This window comes from Streptomyces sp. NPDC028635 (assembly GCF_040637635.1).
Classification (GTDB): domain Bacteria; phylum Actinomycetota; class Actinomycetes; order Streptomycetales; family Streptomycetaceae; genus Streptomyces.
This window is the reverse complement of sequence record NZ_JBEZWX010000026.1, coordinates 7,728-28,881: the sequence shown is the minus strand read 5'-3', so window position 1 is coordinate 28,881 and position 21,154 is coordinate 7,728. Positions and strand designations below refer to the sequence as shown.

Annotated in this window: 21 protein-coding genes and 1 pseudogene; 9 read left to right on the top strand and 13 right to left on the bottom strand. The window is 71.8% G+C overall.

From position 1 onward, the window contains the following. Positions 1–182 precede the first annotated feature (182 nt). Together AB0E88_RS24815 and greA are read left to right on the top strand one after the other, a co-directional pair. Positions 183–581, top strand: a complete 399-nt coding sequence (locus AB0E88_RS24815) for a DUF4307 domain-containing protein (RefSeq protein WP_361634282.1) — start codon at positions 183–185, stop codon at positions 579–581. A gap of 230 nt (positions 582–811) precedes the next feature. Next, positions 812–1,309 (top strand): transcription elongation factor GreA, encoded by a 498-nt coding sequence (greA, locus tag AB0E88_RS24810; RefSeq protein WP_361634279.1) that lies wholly within the window; start codon positions 812–814, stop codon positions 1,307–1,309. 69 nt (positions 1,310–1,378) lie between these two features. Here the strand turns inward: greA and AB0E88_RS24805 are convergent, their stop codons facing one another. The 3 genes from AB0E88_RS24805 to ilvA form a co-directional block, all read right to left on the bottom strand. After that, positions 1,379–2,236, bottom strand: coding sequence for an ABC transporter permease (locus tag AB0E88_RS24805; protein ID WP_361634276.1), 858 nt, complete (start codon positions 2,234–2,236; stop codon positions 1,379–1,381). Continuing rightward, positions 2,233–3,210 (bottom strand): ATP-binding cassette domain-containing protein, encoded by a 978-nt coding sequence (locus tag AB0E88_RS24800; RefSeq protein ID WP_361634274.1) that lies wholly within the window; start codon positions 3,208–3,210, stop codon positions 2,233–2,235. Before AB0E88_RS24800 ends, AB0E88_RS24805 begins: the two co-directional genes overlap by 4 nt. 195 nt (positions 3,211–3,405) lie before the next feature. After that, positions 3,406–4,635 (bottom strand): threonine ammonia-lyase, encoded by a 1,230-nt coding sequence (gene ilvA / locus AB0E88_RS24795; RefSeq protein WP_361634271.1) that lies wholly within the window; start codon positions 4,633–4,635, stop codon positions 3,406–3,408. Positions 4,636–4,798: 163 nt separating this feature from the next. Here ilvA and AB0E88_RS24790 point away from each other — a divergent pair, with 163 nt between their 5' ends. The 3 genes from AB0E88_RS24790 to AB0E88_RS24780 all read left to right on the top strand — a co-directional run bounded on the left by AB0E88_RS24790 (position 4,799) and on the right by AB0E88_RS24780 (position 6,214). After that, positions 4,799–5,305, top strand: coding sequence for a MarR family transcriptional regulator (locus AB0E88_RS24790; protein WP_361634268.1), 507 nt, complete (start codon positions 4,799–4,801; stop codon positions 5,303–5,305). Positions 5,306–5,445: 140 nt separating this feature from the next. Further along, positions 5,446–5,952 carry a sigma factor-like helix-turn-helix DNA-binding protein gene (locus AB0E88_RS24785; protein ID WP_361634266.1) on the top strand — a complete coding sequence of 169 codons (507 nt, stop codon included), beginning with the start codon at positions 5,446–5,448 and terminating at the stop codon, positions 5,950–5,952. Between the two features lie 13 nt (positions 5,953–5,965). Then, positions 5,966–6,214 (top strand): hypothetical protein, encoded by a 249-nt coding sequence (locus tag AB0E88_RS24780; RefSeq protein WP_361634263.1) that lies wholly within the window; start codon positions 5,966–5,968, stop codon positions 6,212–6,214. A 47-nt stretch (positions 6,215–6,261) separates the two neighbouring features. On the opposite strand, the gene AB0E88_RS24775 is transcribed toward AB0E88_RS24780, so the two are convergent. Next, entirely contained in the window at positions 6,262–7,416 is a 1,155-nt protein-coding gene (locus AB0E88_RS24775; protein ID WP_361634260.1) for a cystathionine gamma-synthase, read from the bottom strand. Between the two features lie 131 nt (positions 7,417–7,547). On the opposite strand from AB0E88_RS24775, the gene AB0E88_RS24770 reads away from it, so the two are divergent. Next, the gene (locus AB0E88_RS24770) at positions 7,548–8,666 is read left to right on the top strand and encodes a hypothetical protein (protein WP_361634257.1); all 1,119 of its coding nucleotides are present in this window, start codon (positions 7,548–7,550) and stop codon (positions 8,664–8,666) included. 89 nt (positions 8,667–8,755) lie between these two features. Here AB0E88_RS24770 and msrA read toward each other — a convergent pair whose 3' ends face one another. Continuing rightward, positions 8,756–9,268, bottom strand: a complete 513-nt coding sequence (gene msrA, locus AB0E88_RS24765; RefSeq protein WP_361634254.1) for a peptide-methionine (S)-S-oxide reductase MsrA — start codon at positions 9,266–9,268, stop codon at positions 8,756–8,758. A gap of 61 nt (positions 9,269–9,329) precedes the next feature. Between msrA and AB0E88_RS24760 the strand changes: the two are divergent. After that, a pseudogene (locus AB0E88_RS24760) lies at positions 9,330–9,521 on the top strand (hypothetical protein); the annotation flags it as partial. Between the two features lie 6 nt (positions 9,522–9,527). On the opposite strand, the gene AB0E88_RS24755 reads toward AB0E88_RS24760, so the two are convergent. Beyond that, positions 9,528–10,574 carry an NAD(P)-dependent alcohol dehydrogenase gene (locus AB0E88_RS24755; RefSeq protein WP_361634251.1) on the bottom strand — a complete coding sequence of 349 codons (1,047 nt, stop codon included), beginning with the start codon at positions 10,572–10,574 and terminating at the stop codon, positions 9,528–9,530. Between the two features lie 184 nt (positions 10,575–10,758). On the opposite strand from AB0E88_RS24755, the gene AB0E88_RS24750 reads away from it, so the two are divergent. Beyond that, positions 10,759–11,724, top strand: a complete 966-nt coding sequence (locus AB0E88_RS24750) for a helix-turn-helix transcriptional regulator (RefSeq protein ID WP_361634248.1) — start codon at positions 10,759–10,761, stop codon at positions 11,722–11,724. A 54-nt stretch (positions 11,725–11,778) separates the two neighbouring features. On the opposite strand, the gene AB0E88_RS24745 is transcribed toward AB0E88_RS24750, so the two are convergent. The 7 genes from AB0E88_RS24745 to AB0E88_RS24715 all read right to left on the bottom strand — a co-directional run bounded on the left by AB0E88_RS24745 (position 11,779) and on the right by AB0E88_RS24715 (position 20,582). Beyond that, complete coding sequence (locus tag AB0E88_RS24745; protein WP_361634246.1) at positions 11,779–12,291, bottom strand: hypothetical protein; 513 nt, start codon at positions 12,289–12,291, stop codon at positions 11,779–11,781. A 105-nt stretch (positions 12,292–12,396) separates the two neighbouring features. Then, positions 12,397–15,720, bottom strand: a complete 3,324-nt coding sequence (locus AB0E88_RS24740; RefSeq protein WP_361634243.1) for a S8 family serine peptidase — start codon at positions 15,718–15,720, stop codon at positions 12,397–12,399. 131 nt (positions 15,721–15,851) lie between these two features. Further along, complete coding sequence (locus AB0E88_RS24735) at positions 15,852–16,535, bottom strand: ABC transporter ATP-binding protein (protein WP_361634241.1); 684 nt, start codon at positions 16,533–16,535, stop codon at positions 15,852–15,854. Between the two features lie 154 nt (positions 16,536–16,689). Then, positions 16,690–18,129, bottom strand: coding sequence for an ABC transporter permease (locus AB0E88_RS24730; RefSeq protein ID WP_361634238.1), 1,440 nt, complete (start codon positions 18,127–18,129; stop codon positions 16,690–16,692). A 75-nt stretch (positions 18,130–18,204) separates the two neighbouring features. Further along, positions 18,205–18,687 carry a GNAT family N-acetyltransferase gene (locus AB0E88_RS24725; protein ID WP_361634235.1) on the bottom strand — a complete coding sequence of 161 codons (483 nt, stop codon included), beginning with the start codon at positions 18,685–18,687 and terminating at the stop codon, positions 18,205–18,207. A gap of 79 nt (positions 18,688–18,766) precedes the next feature. Continuing rightward, a complete protein-coding gene (locus AB0E88_RS24720) occupies positions 18,767–20,014 on the bottom strand; it encodes an Ig-like domain-containing protein (RefSeq protein WP_361634232.1) in 1,248 nt (415 codons plus the stop codon). Positions 20,015–20,234: 220 nt separating this feature from the next. Continuing rightward, positions 20,235–20,582 carry a hypothetical protein gene (locus tag AB0E88_RS24715; protein ID WP_361634229.1) on the bottom strand — a complete coding sequence of 116 codons (348 nt, stop codon included), beginning with the start codon at positions 20,580–20,582 and terminating at the stop codon, positions 20,235–20,237. A gap of 134 nt (positions 20,583–20,716) precedes the next feature. Here AB0E88_RS24715 and AB0E88_RS24710 point away from each other — a divergent pair, with 134 nt between their 5' ends. Further along, positions 20,717–21,043, top strand: a complete 327-nt coding sequence (locus tag AB0E88_RS24710; protein ID WP_361634226.1) for a hypothetical protein — start codon at positions 20,717–20,719, stop codon at positions 21,041–21,043. The last annotated feature ends 111 nt before the right edge of the window (positions 21,044–21,154 follow it).

Below are 21,154 nucleotides of genomic sequence, written 5' to 3'. Positions count from 1 at the left end.
AAGTGAGCTGGTGTCGTCCCGTGGGACGTCGTTCAGGGGCGGTGGTCGGGTGGCAGGCGGGCGGCTTCTATAGTGACCGAATCGGGCGGCGAATAATTCCGGCTCCCCCGCGGGCGTCCGTTTCCGGACGTCCGGCCGCCCCGGTCCGCCCGTCCCGCCGAGGGCCTGCCGAGAGGACGATCATGAGTACGGCGAGCACACAGCTGCCGCAGGAGCGCTACGGCCGCTCCTCGGACGTGCGCAGCGACCGCACCCTGAAGATCGTCGGGGCGGTTCTGGGCGCCGTGCTGCTCGCGGTGATCGGCTGGTTCGGCTACCACTACGTCGCCGGCAGCGGCATCAGCGCCCAGGTGATCACCTTCGACACCTCCGACCACGCGGTCAAGGTGCACCTGGAGGTCCACAAGGACTCCGGCGCCGACGGCTACTGCACCCTGCGCTCCCAGGCGGCGGACGGCACCGAGGTCGGCCGCGCCGACTTCCGCTTCACCGGACCGGACACCCGTATCGACCGGGTCGTCACGCTGCGGACGACCGCTCGCGGGTCGACCGCCGAGCTGCTCGGATGCCACCGGAGCTGACCCCCGCGTCCCAGCGGTCACACCGGACACGCGTGACCCGGCCGATGCGCCTGACACGTCCACTGTCACCCGGAATACCGATGGCCTGACCTGCGTTGACGCAAATTAGATGGCTTATGTCCTCCCCCTGCGGCCGCTGAATTGTTAGGCTCGTGGTTTCGCCCTTCCATGAGGGAACATTCTTCTGGGTAGGGCGATGCTTTGTATCCCAGTACCTACGAGGAGCACCTGTGACCCAGACCAGCGAGAACGTCACCTGGCTGACCCAGGAGGCGTACAACAAGCTCAAGGCTGAGCTTGAGTACCTTACTGGTCCCGCGCGTGCGGAGATCTCGGCGAAGATCGCGGCCGCGCGCGAGGAGGGCGACCTGCGTGAGAACGGCGGGTACCACGCGGCCAAGGAGGAGCAGGGCAAGCAGGAGCTCCGCGTGCGGCAGCTGACCCAGCTCCTCGAGAACGCCAAGGTCGGCGAGGCGCCGGCCTCCGACGGCGTGGTCGCGCCGGGCATGGTCGTGACGATCGCCTTCGACGGCGACGAGGACGACACGCTGACCTTCCTGCTCGCCTCCCGCGAGTACGCCAGCTCCGACATCGAGACCTACTCGCCGCAGTCCCCGCTCGGCTCGGGCGTGATCGGCCACAAGGTGGGCGACGACGCGGAGTACGAGCTGCCCAACGGCAAGAAGGCCTCGGTCCGCATCCTGACGGCCGAGCCGTACAACGGCTGAGCGCCCCCACCGGCTGTACCGCGAAGCCCCCGGCGTCCGCACGACGCCGGGGGCTTCGCCGTGCCGGGGTCAGGCCGTGGCCGAGCGGTACTTGCGGACCGCCAGGGTGCGGAAGACGACGACGATCAGGATCGAGTAGATCAGCGACGCCCACACCGGGTGCTGCATGGGCCAGGCGCCGGAGTGCGATTGGCCGGGGTTGGCGAACAGCACGCGGGCGGCCTGCACCGTGGCACTGAACGGGTTCCACTCCGCGATGTGCCGCAGCCACGGCGTCATGTGACTGGTGTCGACGAACGCGTTCGAGATGAACGTGACCGGGAAGAGCCAGATCAGCCCACCGGAGGTGGCCGCCTCGGGGGTGCGCACGGACAGCCCGATCAGCGCGCCGATCCAGGTGAACGCGTACCCGAGGAGCAGGAGCAGCAGGAACGCGGCGAGGACCTTGGCCGCGTTGGTGTCGCCGTCCGACCCGACGCGCCAGCCGACCAGCAGCGCCACCACGGCGAGCACGACGAGCGTCAGGGCCGTCTGCACCAGGTCGGCGAGCGTGCGCCCGGTGAGCACCGCGCCGCGCGCCATGGGCAGGGAACGGAAGCGGTCGATGAGCCCCTTGTGCATGTCGTCGGCGATGCCGGCGCCGGAGCTGGCGGTGGCGAAGGTGACGGTCTGCGCGAAGATGCCGGCCATCAGGAAGTTCTTGTAGTCGGTGGCGCTGGTGCTGCCGCCGATCTGCATGGAGCCGCCGAAGACGTAGGTGAACAGCACCACGAACATGATCGGCTGGATCAGGCCGTAGATCACCATCTCGGGGATCCGGGACATCCGGATCAGGTTCCGCTTGGCGACGACCAGGGAGTCGCGGATCGACTGGCCGACCGGGTTGCCCGCCGGGGCCACCCGGGCGATGTCGCTGAGGGCACTCACTTCACGGCCTCCTCGTCCGTCTCCTCTTCCTTCTTCTCGGCGACGTGACCCGTCAGCGACAGGAAGACGTCGTCGAGGGTGGGCCGGCGCAGGCCGATGTCGTCGATCTCGATGCCGCGGGTGTCGAGCTCGCGGATCACCTCGGCGAGCAGCTTGGCACCGCCCGTGACGGGCACGGTCAGCTTGCGGGTGTGCTCCTCGACCGAGGTGTCGCCCTTGCCGAAGCCGCGCAGCACCTCGGCCGCGATGCTCATGTGCTCCCGCTCGTGCACCACGACCTCCACGCGCTCGCCGCCGGTGCGCGCCTTGAGCTGGTCGGAGGTGCCGCGGGCGATGACCCGGCCGTGGTCGACGACCGCGATGTCGTGGGCGAGGTGGTCGGCCTCCTCCAGGTACTGGGTGGTCAGCAGCAGCGTGGTGCCGCCGGAGACGAGCTGTTTGATGACCTCCCACAGCAGCTGGCGGTTGCGCGGGTCGAGGCCCGTGGTCGGCTCGTCCATGAACATCACCGGCGGGGAGACGACGAGCGCGGCGGCCAGGTCGAGGCGGCGGCGCATACCGCCGGAGTACGTCTTGGTGGAGCGGTCGGCGGCGTCCGCCAGGTCGAACTGCTCCAGCAGCTCGGCGGCCCGGCCCTTCGCCGCCCGGGCCTTCATCTGGTAGAGCCGGCCGACCATCTGGAGGTTCTCCCGGCCGGTCAGGTATTCGTCGACCGCGGCGAACTGGCCGGACAGCCCGATGGAGCGGCGTACCTCGTTGGGGTGCTTGAGCACGTCGACCCCGGCGACGACGGCGCGGCCGCGGTCGGGGCGCAGCAGGGTGGTCAGGCAGCGGACCGTGGTGGTCTTGCCCGCGCCGTTCGGCCCGAGCAGGCCGAGGACGGTGCCCTCGGGGACGTCGAGGTCGACGCCGTCCAGAGCCTTGACGTCACCGAAGGCCTTGACCAGCCCTTCGGCGTAGATGGCGCCTGGCATATGGGTCTCCACGTCATGGGGGATTCTTCGGAAAGCCTAGATTCGGGCGGTTTGTTCCGCCTGGCAGGTGCGGGTGGATGCGGCCGGCGGCGGCCTGTCCCGCGACACACCATAACGCGATGTATCGCGTCTCTCAATGGATTTCCCCGAACGAGTGACACGGGGAGGTGCGGGGCGCGCTTCCGGCGGACGTCGTCAGCCGATGACCGTGTAGCCCGCCCGGCTCAGGGCCTGACCGACCTCGGCGCAGTGCGCCGGGCCCTTGGTCTCCAGGTGCAGCTCGACCTCCGCCTCCGTGAGCCCGAGCCGGGGATCGGTCCGCACGTGGCTCACGTCGAGGACGTTGGCGTCGACCCCCGACAACACCCCGAGCAGCGCCGCGAGCGCGCCCGGCCGGTCCGTCAGCCGGACCCGGACGGCCAGGTAGCGGCCCTGCGCGGACAGGCCGTGGCGCAGGATGCGCTGCATCAGCAGCGGGTCGACGTTGCCGCCGGAGAGCACCGCCACCACCGGGCCCTCGAAGGCGTGCGGCTCGCTCAGCAGCGCCGCGACCGGGCTGGCCCCGGCCGGCTCCACCACCAGCTTGGCCCGCTCCAGGCACAGCAGCAGCGCGGTGGACAGCGCGTCCTCGCTCACCGTGCGGACCTCGTCGACCAGTTCCTCGACGAGGGCGAACGGCACGTCGCCGGGCCGCCCGACCCGGATGCCGTCGGCCATCGTCGCCGGGTGCTCCACCACGACCGGGCGCCCCGCCGCCAGCGACGGCACGTACGCGGCGGCGCCCTCCGCCTGCACCCCCACGACCCGCACGTCCGGCCGCAGCGACTTCACCGCGACCGCGATCCCGGCCGCCAGCCCGCCGCCGCCGATCCCGACGACGATCGTGCGGACCTCCGGGCACTGCTCCAGGATCTCCAGGCCGACCGTGCCCTGACCGGCGATGACGTCGGGATGGTCGAAGGGGTGGATGAACACCGCTCCGGTCCGCTCCGCGTACTCCTGCGCGGCGGCCAGCGTCTCGTCGACCACGTGGCCGTGCAGGCGCACCTCGGCGCCGTAGTCCTCGGTCGCGCTGATCTTGGGCAGGGGGGCGCCCTTCGGCATGAACACCGTCGAGCGCACCCCCAGCAGCGACGAGGCGAGCGCCACGCCCTGCGCGTGGTTGCCGGCGCTCGCGGCGACCACCCCGGCGGCCCGCTCCTCGGGCAGCAGCCCGGCGATCCGTACATAGGCACCGCGCAGCTTGAACGACCCGGTCCGCTGAAGGTTCTCGCACTTGAGGTGCACCGGCGCGCCCACCAGCTGCGACAGGCGCCGGCTGCCCTCCATCGCGGTCACGCGCGCGACCCCGGTGAGCATCTTCCGGGCCCCGCGGACGTCGTCCAGGGCGACCGGCGGCAGGGTGGTGGCCGTGCGGTGGTTCATCCCCCAAGTCTCGCAGTTCACGCGGGCGCGCCACCGGTGTGACCAACCACCGAGACCCGGATCGCGCAGCGTCGGTACGGCCGGGGGCCGGGCCGCGTACCCTGTCCCCCAACCCAGCAGCCCTTCATGAAGCGAGCCCCCGGCCATGCCCACAACACCAGAAATGTCGATGGACATGACGACCGTCGGTGACACCGGTCTCCTCGACACCCTCCAGCACGAGGTGGCGGTGTTCGCCCGCCGCGCCGAACAGACCCGGCTCGGCGGGGTCGGGCAGGTGCGCAACTCCATGGACCGCGCGGCGTATCTGCTGCTCAACCGGCTCGACAAGGAAGGCCCGATGGGCGTCAAGGCGCTCGCGGCGAGCATGGGGATCGACTCCTCGACGGTCACCCGCCAGGTCGCGCCGCTCGTCGACACCGGCCTCGTCAAGCGGACCTCGCACCCCGAGGACGGCCGTGCGGTCGTCCTCCAGCTCTCCCCGCGCGGGCAGACCCGGCTGGAGGAGGTGCGCTCCTCCCGGCGTCAGCTCATGGCCGAGCTGACCCACGATTGGGCGCCGGAGGAGCGGGAGACGTTCTGCGCGCTCCTGACGCGCTTCAACGGCGCCCTCTCCGCCCGCACGGCGTCCCAGGGACTGCCCCAGACCGAGACCTCGCCGGCGTCCTGACGGCCGGCGCGCACGCGCGCACCGGGTCGTGCGCGGCTCTTGACCGAAAGGCTGCGCCTGGCCTCATATGAGACCGGGTCCCCGCGCCGGTACGGCCCCGGGGCCCGGTTTCTCTTCGGACGCCCTCAGGGGGAGGCGCGGTGCGGGAACGGCATGCGTCGCAGGGTGCCCGGCGGGCCCAGGAGTTCGAGGCGTTCGTGGCGGGGGCGGCCGGGCGGCTGCTGCACGCCGCCACCCTGCTGACCGCCGAGCCCCCCGACGCCAACCCGCGCGCCCGGCGCCTGCTCGCCCTGGCGCTCGCGCACACGTACGCGTGCTGGGACCGGCTGCGCGGCGAGGACCCCTACGACCGGGCCCGCCAGTTCCTGGCCACCAGCTTCGCCCACAGTGCCTGGCACCAGTACGGCGGCCTCCTCGACCGGACCCCGCCCCGGCCGGGGGCCGTGCTGGGCCGTCTCTCCCCGCAGGAGCGGCTGGTCCTGGTGCTGCGCCTGTTCGAGGGTGTCGGTGAGGAGCAGATCGCGGCGCTGCTGGGCTTCCCCGTGGACCGGGTGCGGGCCCTGTCCCACCGCGCCATGACGACCCTGCTGCACCCGCCGCGCGGCCCGGCACCGGCGCCCGTCGCGGCGAAAGCGGCACCGTCATGACCGGGAGGCGCGGGTGAACCGGCCGGAGCGCGAGGCGGAGGTCCGGCGGATCATGGAGCAGACGTCGGTGCGGGTGCCGCCGGAGCTGCACGCCGAGGCGGTGCGTCGCGGCACGCGTCTGCTGCACCGCCGTGCGGCGGCGCGCCGGCTGATGTGGCTGCTGCTGGCCTCGGCCGCCGTGGCGTTCACGGTGTGGGCGCTGACGGTGCAGCCGTGGGCGCAGCCGCCGTCGGACACGACTCCGCCCCTGACGGGCTGGTGAACGGCCCGGCCGGTCCGCCCGACCGGCCGGGCGCTCACGGTTCGGCTCTAGCCGAGCGCCTGCTGCAGGTCCTCCAGCAGGTCGTCGACGTTCTCGATGCCGACGGACAGGCGCACCAGGTCGCCCGGCACCTCGAGCGCGGAGCCGGCCGCCGAGGCGTGGGTCATCCGGCCGGGGTGCTCGATGAGCGACTCGACACCGCCGAGGGACTCGCCGAGCGTGAACACCTTGGCGCGGTTGCAGACCTCGACGGCCGCCTCCTCGCCGCCCTCGACGCGGAAGGAGATCATGCCGCCGAACGCCTTCATCTGCTTGGCGGCGACCTCGTGCCCGGGGTGGTCCTCCAGGCCCGGGTAGAGCACCTTCGTCACGCGCGCGTGCCGGGTGAGCATCTCGGCGACCTTGGTCGCGTTGGAGCTGTGCCGGTCCATGCGCACCGCCAGGGTCTTCGTGCCGCGCAGCACCAGCCAGGAGTCGAACGGCCCGGCGACCGCGCCCATGGCGTTCTGGTGGTAGGCCAGCTCCTCGCCGAGCCCCTGGTCGCTCACGATCAGGGCGCCGCCGACGACGTCCGAGTGCCCGCCCATGTACTTGGTGAGCGAGTGGACGACGACGTCCGCGCCGAGGGACAGCGGCTGCTGCAGGTAGGGCGTGGCGAAGGTGTTGTCGACGACGAGCTTCGCGCCGGCGTCCCGGGCGACCTGGGCGACGGCGGCGATGTCGGTGATGCCGAGCAGCGGGTTGGAGGGCGTCTCCACCCACACGACCTTGGTCTTGGGGGTGATCGCGGCGCGCACCGCGGCCGGGTCGCTGGTGTCGGCGACCGACCACTCGACGCCCCAGCGGGAGACGACCTTGGCGAAGAGGCGGAAGGTGCCGCCGTAGGCGTCGTTGGGGATGACGACGTGGTCGCCGGGGCTGAGCAGCGTACGCAGCAGGCAGTCCTCGGCCGCCAGTCCGGACGCGAACGCGAGGCCGCGGCGGCCGCCCTCCAAGGCGGCGAGGTTCTCCTCGAGGGCGGTGCGCGTCGGGTTGGCGCTGCGGCTGTACTCGTAGCCGCCGCGCAGGCCGCCCACGCCGTCCTGCTTGTAGGTCGAGACCTGGTAGATCGGCGGGACGACCGCGCCGGTGAGGGGATCCGCGGTGTTGCCCGCGTGGATCGCGAGGGTCTCGAAGTGCTGACTGATGTGCCTGTCGCTCATGGGCACCGAGCGTAGTGCGCGCGTCGGCCGAATGGCGCCCCGATGGGGGTCGCGGTGCCCGTCCCGAGGGTTTTCCACAGGTCCGCCGACCGGGTTGGCCAATTGTCGGCGCCGTCTGGTTCGCTGGAGCCATGGAGATTCTCTGGGCCCTGATGGCCGCGGCCATGCTGTCCATCGTGCTGCTGCCGGTGCTGAGGCGCCGGCGGAGCATGATCGAGCAGGTCCCGCCCGGCCACCCGGACGCGGCGGACCCCGCGGACTACGGCTTCGTGCGCGAGGAGGAGCTGGACATCCGCATGCCGGGCGCCGATCAGGACCTGCTGGACGTGCTGGACGTCGTGCAGCACACCCAGGAGTACAAGGCGGCGGCGCAGCTGCTGGCGGGCACGGAGACGCAGAGCGAGCTCCGCTGGCAGCGGGTGCAGGCGTTCGCGGGCGCGGCCGCGCTGGAGCTGCAGCAGCGGCCGGGCGGGGTCGGCGAGGTCCCGGGCGGGCAGTGGCTGCGGGTGTGGCGGGCCGAGGGACCCAAGGACGCGGGCGGCGCGGCGGTGCACGCCGAGTTCCTGGTGCAGCAGGCGTGGCGGACGTCCACGCCGGGCACGGACGACTTCCGGATCATCATGGAGGAGGCGAAGGCGGCGTGCGGGCAGGCGGCGCTGCTGGCACCGGGGGATCCGGTCCCGTACATCGTGGAGCTGTCGGTGGCGCGCGGTCTGGCGTACCCGCGCGAGGAGTTCGAGCAGCTGTGGCTGAAGATCCTGGACCGCGCGCCGAACCACATGGGCGCGCATCTGGCCGCGCTGCACTACTGGTGCGAGAAGTGGCACGGCTCGCGTGAGCTGGCGTACCGGTTCGCGGAGGCGGCGGCCGCGCGGGCCCCGCAGGGCTCGCTGCTGGCGGCGATGCCGCTGTTCGCGGTGTTCGAGCACCTGCCGGAGGTGAACCTGGTTCGCGGCTTCTATCAGAGCGAGGTCGTCACCAAGGCGATCCACGGCGCGCTGCACGCGGTGCACGCGGCCCGTCACGACGATCCGATGCTGGCGCACGTGCGTCACCTGCTGGTGTTCTTCCTGGTGCGGGCCGAGCGCTGGGCGGAGGCCATGAACCAGCTGGTGCACGTCGACGGCCATGTCGGCGCCCTGCCGTGGACGCTGTCGCCCGACCCGGCAGCCGCGTTCGCGGTCTACCGGGCGCTGGCGGTAGCGGGTTACGAGGCGAACGGCGGCAGCCCGGCGACGCTGCCCCACTGAGCGGGGGCGTCGCCGCGCGGACCGGGCCGAGCGGGGGCGTCGCCGCGCGGACCGGGGCCGAGCGGGGGCCGTCGCTGCGGGAGCTGCGGTCAGCCCTCGGCGCGGGTGGGCAGCCGCCATCCCGGGCGCGGGAAGTGGCAGGTGTAGCCGTCCGGGTAGCGCTGGAGGTAGTCCTGGTGCTCCGGCTCGGCCTCCCAGAAGGGGCCGGCCGGCTCGACCTCGGTGACGACCTTGCCCGGCCACAGGCCGGAGGCGTCCACGTCCGCGATCGTGTCCTCGGCGATCCGCTTCTGCTCGTCGTCCACGTAGTAGATCGCCGAGCGGTAGCTGAGGCCGATGTCGTTGCCCTGGCGGTTCTTGGTGCTCGGGTCGTGGATCTGGAAGAAGAACTCCAGCAGGGCGCGGTAGTCGGTCTTCTCCGGGTCGAAGAGGATCTCGATGGCCTCCGCGTGCGTGCCGTGGTTGCGGTACGTCGCGTTCGGCACGTCACCCCCGGTGTATCCGACGCGGGTCCCCGTCACGCCCGGGAGCCGGCGGATCAGTTCCTGCATGCCCCAGAAACATCCGCCCGCCAGTACGGCCCTCTGCGTCTGCGCAGCCATTGCGACCCTCCAAAACTTGTCTGCTTGCCCTCCCCCTCAACACAGGACGCCCCCGGCCGATTCCATGACGCACGCGCCGGACGCCGAGTACGGCGAGCAGGGCATCCGGTTCACGGCGGTGCAGCCCGGCTCCCTCTCCTCCGGGCAGTTCATTCACGGCACCGAGATCCGCGTCGAAGGCGGCACCCCCTGCCGACGGGCGACCGCGACGAGGAGCCCCGGGGCGGACAGCGCCCCGGGGCCCCTCGTGTGAACGACGTCAGATCGTCGCCGTGTCGATCACGAACCGGTACCGCACATCGCTGCTCAGCACCCGCTCGTACGCCTCGTTGATCTGGTCCGCGCGGATCAGCTCGATCTCGGCGCCGAAGCCGTGCTCCGCGCAGAAGTCCAGCATCTCCTGGGTCTCCGCGATACCGCCGATCATGGAACCGGCGAGTGTCTTGCGGCCGCCGATCACCGAGAAGAGGTTGAGCGAGATCGGCTCCTCCGGCGCGCCCACGTTCACCAGGGCGCCGCCGGTCCTCAGCAGCGACAGGTAGGCGTTGAAGTCCAGCGGCGCCGACACCGTCGACACGATCAGGTCGAACGTGCCCGCCAGTTCCTCGAAGGTCTTCGGGTCGCTGGTGGCGTAGTAGTGGTCGGCGCCCAGCCGCAGCCCGTCGTCCTTCTTGCGCAGGGACTGCGACAGCACCGTCACCTCGGCGCCCAGCGCGTGCGCGATCTTCACGCCCATGTGGCCGAGGCCGCCCATGCCGAGGATCGCGACGTTCTTGCCGGGGCCGGCGCCCCAGTGCTTGAGCGGGGAGTACAGGGTGATGCCGGCGCACAGCAGCGGCGCGGCGACGTCGAGGGACAGGCCGTCGGGGATACGGACGACGAAGTCCTCGTCGACGACGATCTTCTGCGCGTAGCCGCCGTAAGTGGGCTCGCCGTCCTTGCCGACCGCGTTGTACGTGCCGACCATGCCGCCGCCGGTGCAGTACTGCTCCTGGCCGGCCTTGCAGTTCTCGCACTCGCGGCAGGAGTCGACCATGCAGCCGACGCCCACACGGTCGCCGACCTTGTACTTCGTCACACCGGAGCCGACCTCCGCGACGACGCCGGCGATCTCGTGGCCGGGGACCATCGGGAAGATGGCCTCGCCCCAGCCCTCGCGGGCCTGGTGGATGTCGGAGTGGCAGATACCGGCGTACTTGATGTCGATCAGGACGTCGTGCTCACGGACCGCGCGGCGCTCGATGGTGGTGCGCTCCAGCGGCGCCTTGGGGGCGGGTGCGGCATACGCGGCAACAGGGGTGGTCATGCCGTGGTTCTCCTTGCCAGGAATTGCCAGAAACGTCCGCGCCCGGCCTGCCTTGTGGCCGGGCACGCCTTCCAGGCTGCCCCGGTCGCGGTCATCCACCCAGGCCACGGCTTTGCGTACGCACGCCGTGCCTACCACTGGCGGGGTCAGGCTCCGGTGCGTACGACCCGGAATACTGGACGACATGGACGTACACCCCGAACCCGCCCGCGAACCGGCCGCCCCACCGGCTGCCGAGGCCCTCGGTGAGACGGACAGCGGCGCCGGCGCCCCGCTCGACCGCCGCGCCGAGCTGAGCGAGTTCCTGCGCACCCGCCGGGCCCGGCTGAAGCCGTCCGACGTGGGCCTGGCGGACTACGGCCGGCACCGCAGGGTGCCGGGGCTGCGCCGCGAGGAGCTGGCGCAGCTGGCCGGGGTGTCCGTGGCGTACTACACGCGCCTGGAGCAGGGCAACGGGCGGAACGTGTCGGCGGAGGTGCTGGACTCCATCGCCCGCGCGCTGCGGCTCACGGACGCCGAGCACGCGCACCTGACGCATCTGGCCAAGCCGAAGCGGCACAAGAAGAAGCCCGCGGCGCGCCCGCAGCAGGTGCGGCCGGCGCTGCGGCAGCTGCTGGAGGTGATGGACGGCGTCCCGGCGTACGTCGTGGGGCGGCGCGCCGAGATCCTGGCGTGGAACCGGATGGCCGCCGCGCTGTTCGGGGACTGGGGGGAGCTGCCCGCGGCGGAGCGGAACTGGGCGCGGCTGACGTTCCTGCGGCCGCAGTACCGGGAGCTGTTCGTGGACTGGGAGCAGAAGGCGATCGACATCGTGTGCGCGCTGCGCATGGACGCCGGCTGCTACCCGGACGACCCGCGGCTGTCCGCGCTGGTCGGCGAGTTGTCCGTGAAGAGCGAGGACTTCCGCCGGCTGTGGGCGACGCACGACGTGAAGGACAAGACCCACGGCGTGAAGCGTCTGCACCACCCGCTGGTGGGCGATCTGGCCCTGCAGTTCGAGTCGTTCCGGCTGACCGACGGCAGCGAGCAGTCCCTGATCACCTACCACGCCGAGCCGGGCTCGTCGTCGGCGGAATCCCTGCGCCTCCTGGCCAGCTGGGGCACCGACGCCACCCTCGCCGGCACGGAGTCGACAACCCAGCGGGGCTGACACCGGCCGGCCCGGCCGACACGCCCGCTGTCCTCAAGTCCCCCTCGCCGCGTCTCAGTCCACCACACCCAGGTCCTGCCGCATGGCCCGCCGCATCGCCGTCAGCCGGGGCTCGGCCTCCTTCAGGTCGAGCAGGGCCTGTTCCGGGCTCTCCCCGTCCCGCGCCACGCCCCGGTCGAGCCGCTTGACCACCGCGTCGCTGCCGGCGAGGACCGTGTTCACGGCCCGCGAGGCCTCCAGGATCCGCTCGGGCACCAGCATCTGCGCCTCGGCGTACCGGTCGCGGTAGTCACGGCGGGCCTCTTCGAGACGCGCGCGCTCCTGCTCGTCGTAGACACCGTCACGCAGGCGGTGCAGGGCGTCCTTGAGCAGGGTGTGGAACTGCCGGGAGGCCCTGTTCATCGCCGTGTACGCCGCCCTGCGCTCCTCGAAGCCGCGGCGCCGCTCCTCGGCGGCGCTCTCCGCGGCCCGCTGCCGGGCGGAGACCCGCTGGCCGAGCACGGGGGCGAGGAGGGTCCCGAGGACCCCGACGACTGCGGTGATCATGGCGGTCACGGCGGCGGTCATACCGCGACCCCAGCGGCCCGGCGCGGCCCGGAACACGGCACCGCCCGCCGCGGCAACTCCCCGCGGCGGGCGGTGCGTTCGTGACCGTGGGTCAGCGCCCGTGGCTCACTTGCCGTAGTACGCGTTGTAGAGCGTGATCGTCGCTGTGTCGCCCTTCTTGTCGCTGACGGCCGCGCGCAGTGAGACGGACCTGCCGGCCGCCGGGTTCTTCAGGGTGACCTTGCCCTTCGTCACCTGGATCCGCTTCCAGGTCTTGCCGCCGTCGTAGGACGCCCACACCGTCAGGGACTTCAGATTGCGGCCGGCGGCCGCGCCCTCCACGACGACGGGGAAGGTGGCCGTGCGTCCCGCGGCGACCTTGCTGTCCAGCGTGGTCGCGGCGTTGAAGCGGACCGTGGAGACGGGCAGCCTGGCCTGCCGGCCGGATGCCGGCTTGGCGGAGCGGAAGGTCCAGCTCGCGTCGATCCGCGTGGACACGCCCGCGACCTTCGCGCTGCGGCTGACCGACGTCGACAGCCGGTACGCCGCGTCGCCGGCCGGGACCGTGAACACGCCGTCACCGGTGAGGGGGTCCTGGTTGGAGCCGGCCTTCCTGCCGTTGCGGTACAGCGTCGTGGTCGCCTTGGTGAGGAGCGACGACCCGGCGTGCGCGCCGCCGTCCGCGAACAGCGGCAGCACGCCGTAGAGCGTGTTGCCGTCACGGAAGACGCCGTAGTCGGCGTCGACGTGCGGGGCGAAGACCGCGGTGTTGAAGGTTCTCGTGTACGTCTTGCCCGCGCCGAAGGTCTGCGGGGCGCCGAGGCTGTAGGCGGCGTCCACGACCGGGAGGCCGTCGGCGTCCTTGCCGGCGTACTGCTCGAAGTCGAACGTCCACTGGATCTTGTCGGCCGTCGACAGGTACAGCGTCCGGGTGCCCGGCAGCTTCTGCGGCACCGACACGCCGACGGCGACGTCGTCGGCCAGGAAACCGAGCGCGGTCAGGCCGCCGGACTTGCCGGGGGCGGAGGCACCGAGGCCGGCCCGCACCGAGGTGAGTTCACGGGCCGAGAAGTGGCGGACCTTGTCGCCCTGGACCCGCTTGACCTTGGCGCTGGTGGCCACGTCGTACTCGGCCGTGGCGCCCTTGGTCCACTGCCCGTTCCAGGTCTGGCTGAGGCCGGTGACGTCCGGGCCGAGTGCGGCCATCCGCACGGCTGCGAAGGAGGTCTGGCTGAACCCGGCGAGCACGCCCGCGGCGTCGTAGGAGTAGTCGATCGTCGCGGACAGCGGCTTGGCGGCGCGGTCCGGGACGGTGATGTCCGCCTTCTTCGCGGTACGGGCGTCGAGGGTCAGCGTCAGGTTCCGCGTGACGTCCAGCTTGGGCTGGACCAGCCAGTCGATGCCGCCCTTGAACTCCTTGAAGTCCTTCGCGAGCCATGCGTCCAGCAGGTAGGTGCCCTTGGGCACGCGCACCGTGGTGGTGCCGGAGGCGGCGACGGGGGCCTGGTAGTGCCGGCCCGCGGCGAGGCCGGTGTAGCCGAACAGGTCGGTGAGGTAGCCGTCGGTCGCCTTGCCGTCCCGGCCGATGTGCCGGACCGTGACGTCGTACGACTCGATCTCGCGCTGTACGGCCGCGGCGGTCCGCACGTTCTGCCCGCCGCCGCTCGCGGTCACGTAGGCCGAGTAGGCGCCGTCGAGGGTGCCGCCCAGCCGGGTGTCGACGGTGAGGGCCACGGACGCCTTGCTGCCCGCGGGGATGGTGACACTGCTCGCGCCGAGCGTGAAGAAACCGGCCGGGGCGGCCTTGCCCTTGGGGTCGGTGGCGGACGCGGACAGCTTCAGCGTGACGGCGCTCTTGCCGAGGTTGCGGTAGGTCACCTGCTTGGTGACCGGCTTGTCGTCGGTGTGCGGCCAGGCCTGCGTGCCGAAGCTCACCGACACCGGGTCGGCGACGACCGCCTGCTTGATGGCCCGGTCCACGGCGATACGGCCGCTGCCCTGCTGGAACGGCGTGTACGCGCCGCCCTTCGCGGAGCCGGTGAGCGCGCCCTTGAGTTCGGCGTACCCCCAGTCGGGGTGCTCCTGCTTCAGCAGCGCGGCGGCGCCCGCGACGTGCGGCGTCGCCATCGACGTACCGGAGATGGTCAGGTAGCCGGCCGGGTTCTCGCCGACCTCCTGGTCGATGACGCTGCCCTTGGCCGCGGCGGCGGTGATGTCGACGCCCGGCGCGGTCACGTCCGGCTTGATGGCGCCGTCGCCGACGCGCGGACCGGTGGAGGAGAAGTCGGCCAGCTTGTCCTTGCCGTCGACGGCGCCGACGGTGAGCGCGGCGTCCGCGCTGCCCGGCGAACCGATCGACTCCGGGCCCTCGTTGCCCGCGGCGATCGCGAACAGGATGCCCTTGTCGGCGGAGAGCTTGTTGACCTCGGCCTCGAGCGGGTCGATGTCGGGCGTGTCGTAGCCGCCGAGGCTGAGGTTGACGACGTCGGCGCCCTGCTGGGCCGCCCACTCCATGCCGGCGAGGATGCCGGAGTCGTCGCCGGAGCCGCTGTCGTCGAGGACCTTGCCGTTGAGGATGCGCGCGCCGGGCGCGACACCCTTGTACTTGCCGCCCGACTTGGCGCCGGTGCCGGCCGCGATGGACGCGACGTGCGTGCCGTGCCCGAAGTGGTCGGTGGCGTCCTTGGCGGTGGAGAAGTTCTTCGCGGCGACGACCTGGCTCTTCAGATCGGGGTGGGAGGCGTCCACGCCCGTGTCCAGCACGGCGATCTTGACGCCCTTGCCGGTGTAGCCGGCGGCCCACGCGGCCGGTGCGCCGATCTGCGGCACCGACGTGTCGAGGCTGGCCCGGCGGACGCCGTCGAGCCAGACGTGTGCGATGCCGGAGGCGGTACGGCCGCCGTCGGTGACCGCGTCCCACAGTTCGGGGGTGTCGGCCTGCGGGGTCTGCACGGCGTCGGCGTTGAGGGCCGTCAGGGTGCGGCGCAGGGTGCCGGCCTCGCGTACCTCCGCGCGGGCGGTGGCGGCGGCGCCCCGGTAGCCGACGATGACCTTCAGGCCGTTCTTCTGGGCCTTGAGGGTCGCCGACCGGGTCAGCTCGGTGACGTCGAACAGGCGTTGGTCGACCACGCCGGTGGCGACCAGGCGGGCCGCGTCGGCGGGCAGCACGACGGTGTGCCCGCGGACGGTGCGGATCTGGACGGGTATGTTCTCGCGGCCCTTCGCCCGCTCCAGGCCGACGACGCGCCCCTTGGCGTCGACGGCGACCCGGTCACCGGTGATGAGGGTGACGCGGTGCTGGGCCGGGAGCGAGGGCTGGACCCGGGCGGCGCCGGTCGCGCGCTGCCCGGTCGGGGCGGCCGCCGCCGGGCTGGTCATACCCGCGGCGAGCGCCACCGCGGCCGCGGCGGCGACAGCGGCCGCGCCCGCGTTCTTCACTTGTCTGCGCAAAACTCCCCCTTGCTGGGTACCGGGTGATTTCCCCTGTCACCCGGCCGGGGGCAGTCCCGTACGTCTGCACGTCAACCCCCCGGAGTGCGCAGTATGCCGAGGGGTGATCAGTGCCTCAATACGGCGCTGGGTCACGAGTCGGCGTTTTCCGTCACCGTGATCCGCCCCTTGCGAAGGGTCGCGAGCCGGGGTGCTTTCCTTGCCAGCGCGGAGTCGTGAGTGACCATCACGAACGTCAGCCCGTGCTCCTTCCACATGCGTTCCAGCACTTCCATCACCTCGTCGCGCATGCCCTCGTCGAGGTTGCCGGTCGGCTCGTCCGCGAGCAGCACCCTGGGCCGCTTGACCAGCGCCCGGGCGATCGCGACGCGCTGCTGCTGACCTCCGGACATCTCGCCCGGCAGATGCCCGAGCCGCTCCCCGAGCCCCACGGAGGCGAGCGCCTCGGCGGCCCGCTCACGCCGTTCCCCCGCCTTCACCCCGAGAGGTACGAGGGCGGTCTCGACGTTCTCCTGCGCGGTCAGCGTGGGGATGAGGTTGAAGGACTGGAAGACGAAACCGATGGTCTCGCTGCGCACCCGGGTGAGCCTGGCCTCCGGCAACTTGGCCAGATCGACACCGTCGAGGACGACGTCGCCGGAGGTCGGCCGGTCCAGCCCGCCGAGCATCTGCAGCAGCGTCGACTTGCCGCCGCCGGTCGGGCCCTGGATGACGAGCCGGTCACCGTCGTGGATGGTGAGGTCGACGCCGTCGAGGGCGTGGACGGTGTCCTTGCCGCGGGTGTAGCGCTTGGTGACGCCGTTGAGTTCGTACATGGGGTGTCCCTGGGTCGGGTGGGCGATGGGGCCGAGGGTTCGCTCGGCGGGTGGCGTCCGGACCGGCGGTACGGGGCCCGGACCGGCGAGGCGGCGTCCGGACCGGCGGTACGGGGCCCGGACCGGCGGTACGGGCTCCGGGCCGGCGAGGCCGCTACTCGACGCGGCGCAGCGCGTCCGCCGGCCGCAGGCGTGCGGCCCGCCAGCCGCCGAACGCCCCGGCGATCAGCCCGCCGGCCACGGCGAGGCCGACGGCGAGCGCGACGGTCGTGAGGGAGACGGGCGCGGTGAGCGCGACGTCGAGCGTCCGCTCGGCGAGGCGGCGCCCGGGCCCGCCGAAGCCACCGCCGTTGCCGTTCCCGCTGCCGCTCCCGCCGCCCAACTGGGCCTGCAGCGTGGGGCTGACGGCGGAGACGGCGTACGCCCCCGCGAGGCCCAGCGCGATGCCGAGCGCCCCGCCGAGCAGCCCGTTGACGACGGCCTCCCCGACGACCTGCCCGGTGACGCGCCCCGACGTCCACCCGAGCGCCTTGAGCGTGCCGAACTCCCGCACCCGCCGCGACACGGCGGAGGAGGTGAGCAGCCCGGCGACGAGGAAGGCGGCGACGAGCACCACGAGGGACAGCCATCTGCCGACCCCGGCGGCGAGGGAGGAGGCGGTGGACAGCGACCCGGAGACGGTGTCGGCGAGGTCGGCGGAGGTGGTGACGGTGGTCCCGGAGACGTTCTTCTGGATCGCCGCCTTGACGCTGTCGATCCGCTGCGAGTCGGCGGCCCTGACGTAGATGGTGGTGACCTTGTCCGCGGCGCCGGCGAGGGTCTGCGCCCGCTTCAGCGGAACGTACACATCGGCGGCGGCGTCCCCGCTGTCGGCGGTGGCGACGCCGATGACGGAGAACGTGACGCTCTTGACGGTCAGGCTCGAGCCGACGGCGAGCTTCTTCTCCTTGGCGTACCCGGAGTCGACGACGGCGACGGCGGCATCGGTCTCCGAGGTGCGGAAGGTCCGCCCGCTGCTGATCTTGGAGGAGGTCAGCGGCCCGAGGGCGGCCTTGGTGACGTCGGTGCCGTAGACGGAGTAGGAGTTGACGTCGAAGTCGGCACCGCCGCCCGTGACCTCCCCGCCGCTTCGCCCGTACCCACGCGACCCTGCGCCCTGACCGCCCTCCTGCTGGAACTGCCCCCGGCTGAACTGCCCGCTGACCTTGAGCACTTGGAGGCTCAGCCCGCCCACGGCATCGGCGACCCCGCTCTGCTGTCCCACCTTGGTCACGGTCGAGGACGCCAGCGTCTGGAACCCCTGGACCATCACCCGGTCACTGCTCTGCTCGGTGCCGTCCCCGCTGTCCCTCGCCCCGAACCGGAACCGCGGCCGCTGCGCCCCGTCGGCGGCCGGTGCGGCGGCCTTGGTGACGGTCATGTCGGTCCCCAGCCCGTACAGCGACTGCAACACCGTGTCCTGCGCCTTCCCCATGCCGGCGGACACGGAGTTGACGACGATGACCAGCGCGATCCCGAGCGCAAGTCCGGAGGCGACGACGAGCGCCGCCTTTCTGCGGCGCCGCAACTCGCGCCTGAGATAGGTGAAGAACATGCGGGGGAAGCTAGGCGGGGCGCGTGATGGCGCCATAAGCGCGCCATAAGAGAAGGATGAGAACGCGGGGCCGGGTCAGTGCAGCCGGCGTTCGAAGCGCCGGCCCGGCCGCCCGCCGACGGTCGTCTCCCCCAGGGGCGTGAAGCCCGTCGCGGTCAGGACGGCCATGGACGCCGCGTTGTCCAGGGTGGTCCGGGCCGTCAGGGTGGACAGGTCGTACGTGTCGGACGCCAGTCGGCACATCTGCCGTACCGCCGCCTTCGCCACCCCCCGCCCCGTGAAGCGTTCGCCTACCCGGTAGCCGAGTTCGGCCGTGCCGGCGGCCGCGTCCATCAGGTTGATGCGGCCGACGAGGGTGCCCTCGGCGTCGAGGATCACGTGGAAGTGGCAGATGCCCGCCTCCTGTTCGGCCAGGAGGGCCGCGTGGCGGGCCGGGAAGTCCGTGAAGTACGCGTCGCCGCGGTCGGGGACCGTGCGGGCGAAGTACGCGCGGTTCTCGCGCTCGAAGGACAGCAGCGCGTCCGCGTGGCCGGGGCGCAGGCGTTCCAGTCGGATCATGGGCGGGAGCGTACGGAACGACGAGGGCGGCCGCCCGGGATTTCCCGGGCGGCCGCCCTCGGCTCGTTCGAAGGGGGCGTCAGATCGCCGAGCCGGCCTTCCACTCGGACCAGCTCATGTTCCAGCCGTTGAGGCCGTTGTCCGGGGCGACCGTCTTGTCGCCGGTGTTCTGGACGACGACCACGTCACCGACGAGGGAGTGGGTGTAGAACCAGGCGGCCGGGGTCGACGGGTCGTTCGCGCCCTTCGTGTCGGACAGGCCCACACAGCCGTGGCTGGTGTTGACCGAGCCGAAGATGGACTTCGCGCCCCAGTAGTTGCCGTGGATGAAGGTGCCGGAGTTCGACAGGCGCATGGCGTGCGGCACGTCCTTGATGTCGTACTCGCCCTTGCCGTCGTCGTCGGTGAAGCCGACCGTCGCGCCGTTCATCCGGGTCTCCTTGAACTTCTCGGAGATCACCATCTGGCCCTGGTACGTCTTGTGGTCGGGCGCGCCGGCGGAGATCGGGATGGTCTTGACGACCTTGCCGTCCTGCGTGACCTTCATCTGCTTGGTCTTCGCGTCGACGTACGAGACCTGGTTGCGGCCGATGTGGAAGGAGACCGTCTTCTGCTGCACGCCCATGACACCGGACGCGCCCTCGACGCCGTCCAGGGCGAGCTTGAGGGTGACGGTGGAGCCGCTCTGCCAGTACTGCTCGGGGCGGCAGTCCATGCGGTTGGCGTTGAACCAGTGGCAGGCGACGTCCTGGCCGCTGCTGGAGGTGACCTTGATGCCCTTCTGGACGGCCGCCTTGTTGGTGATCGCCTTGTTGAAGTTGATCGACACCGGCATGCCGACGCCGACCGTGGCGCCGTCCTCCGGCGTGAAGTTGGCTATGAAGCTGTTGGCCGGGGAGACGGTGGTGAAGGAGGCGTTCTCGTGCGCGACCCGGCCGTCCTTGTCGGTGGCCTCCGCCGCGACCTTGTAGGTGGTCGACCGCTGGAGCTGGACGCTCGGCTTCCAGCTGGTCTTGTCCGCGGACAGCCGGCCCTCGACCTGCTTGCCGTCGGCCGACGTCATCGTCACGGTGGTGAGAGTGCCCTTGCTCACCGTGACGGCCGCGGAGTTGTTGATGGAGGCGTTGTCCGAGCCGTCCTTCGGTGTGATCGTGATCTGCGCCTCGGACGACTTCTGGGCTGCCGCCTCGTCGACCTTGGCCGAGGTGTCGTTGCCGCCGCCACCGGCGGACGCCTTGTCGCCGCCGGAGCAGCCGGTGAGCACCAGCACCCCGCCGAGCAGTGCGGACGCGGCCATCAGGCCCTTGCGCCGCTTACCCTCCGTCATCACACGCTTCTCCATCGTTGCCGAATCCCGAAAACCCCGAGTGTCCCCGTAAGAACGTTCAACGCTACGACCGCTTCGTCCCGTTCCGCATTCCCCCGCGGTGTGGGACACACCACGTCCGCCGGGCAGGCCGGTACGGGGTCGGTCCATGCGCCCCCTGGGACGACGAAACCCCGGACGGCGGTTGCCGCCCGGGGTCATGACACCCCCCTGCGCGGCCTCAGCCGGTGCGCTCGTCCTCGTCCTCGTCCTCGTCGCCATCATCCTCGTCCAGGTCCCAGTCCGGCGAGTCCGGGTCGTAGTCGATCCGTTCACTGGACCAGGACGCCTGCTGCAGCTCCACCCCGGGCACCTCGCTGACCAGGCCGAACGGATCGACGAGATAGGCGAGTGCCTCGGCGGTGTCTTCCGTCACAGCCCCCTCGGCCTGCGTGCGCTCCGCTTCCGGCATCTCCCGGTCCTCGGCCAGACGCCGCAGCGCCGCGGCGGTCACCGCCTGCTCGTCGTCGACCTCCAGCACGAGTTCCACGCGAAGCCGCACAAAACGTGATGTCTCTTCAGTGGTCATGCCGGGAGCGTAAGGCTCCCCGCTCCCACAACTTTCCCGCGACCCGCGCCTTTCATTAGCATCGCCCCCAAGCATTGGCCCGCGCGGCCAATTCGCCGGCCAATTCGCCAGCGCCACAAGGGGATCGATAGTCCGTGTCATCCGCCCGCCGCTCGTTGCTGACCGCCACCGCCGCGGCGACCCTTCTGGGCGCCCTGTGGTTCGTCCCGTCCGCCAACGCGTCGTCCGAGACTCCGGCGAGAGCACAGGACACGACCACGACACAGGTGCAGACGGCGGCCGACACGACGGACACCTCCGGCGTGGACGCCTCGGGTGTCTCCGGCACCGGCATCGGCACCCAACTCGCCGACACCGGCAGCTTCGACACCACTCCGTACGTCATCGGCGGCAGCGTCTTCCTGTCCCTGGGCGCCGGCTTCGTCGTGTACTCGGTACGCCGGGAACGCCTCGGCTTCTGAGCCGCGGTCGGCGTCGCCGCCCCGCCGCCCACGCGGCGCCCGCCCCTCCCGGAACGCGTCGGGGCCCCGCCCCCCCCGGGGGGGGCGGGGGCCCCGGGGGGGGGGGGTCGC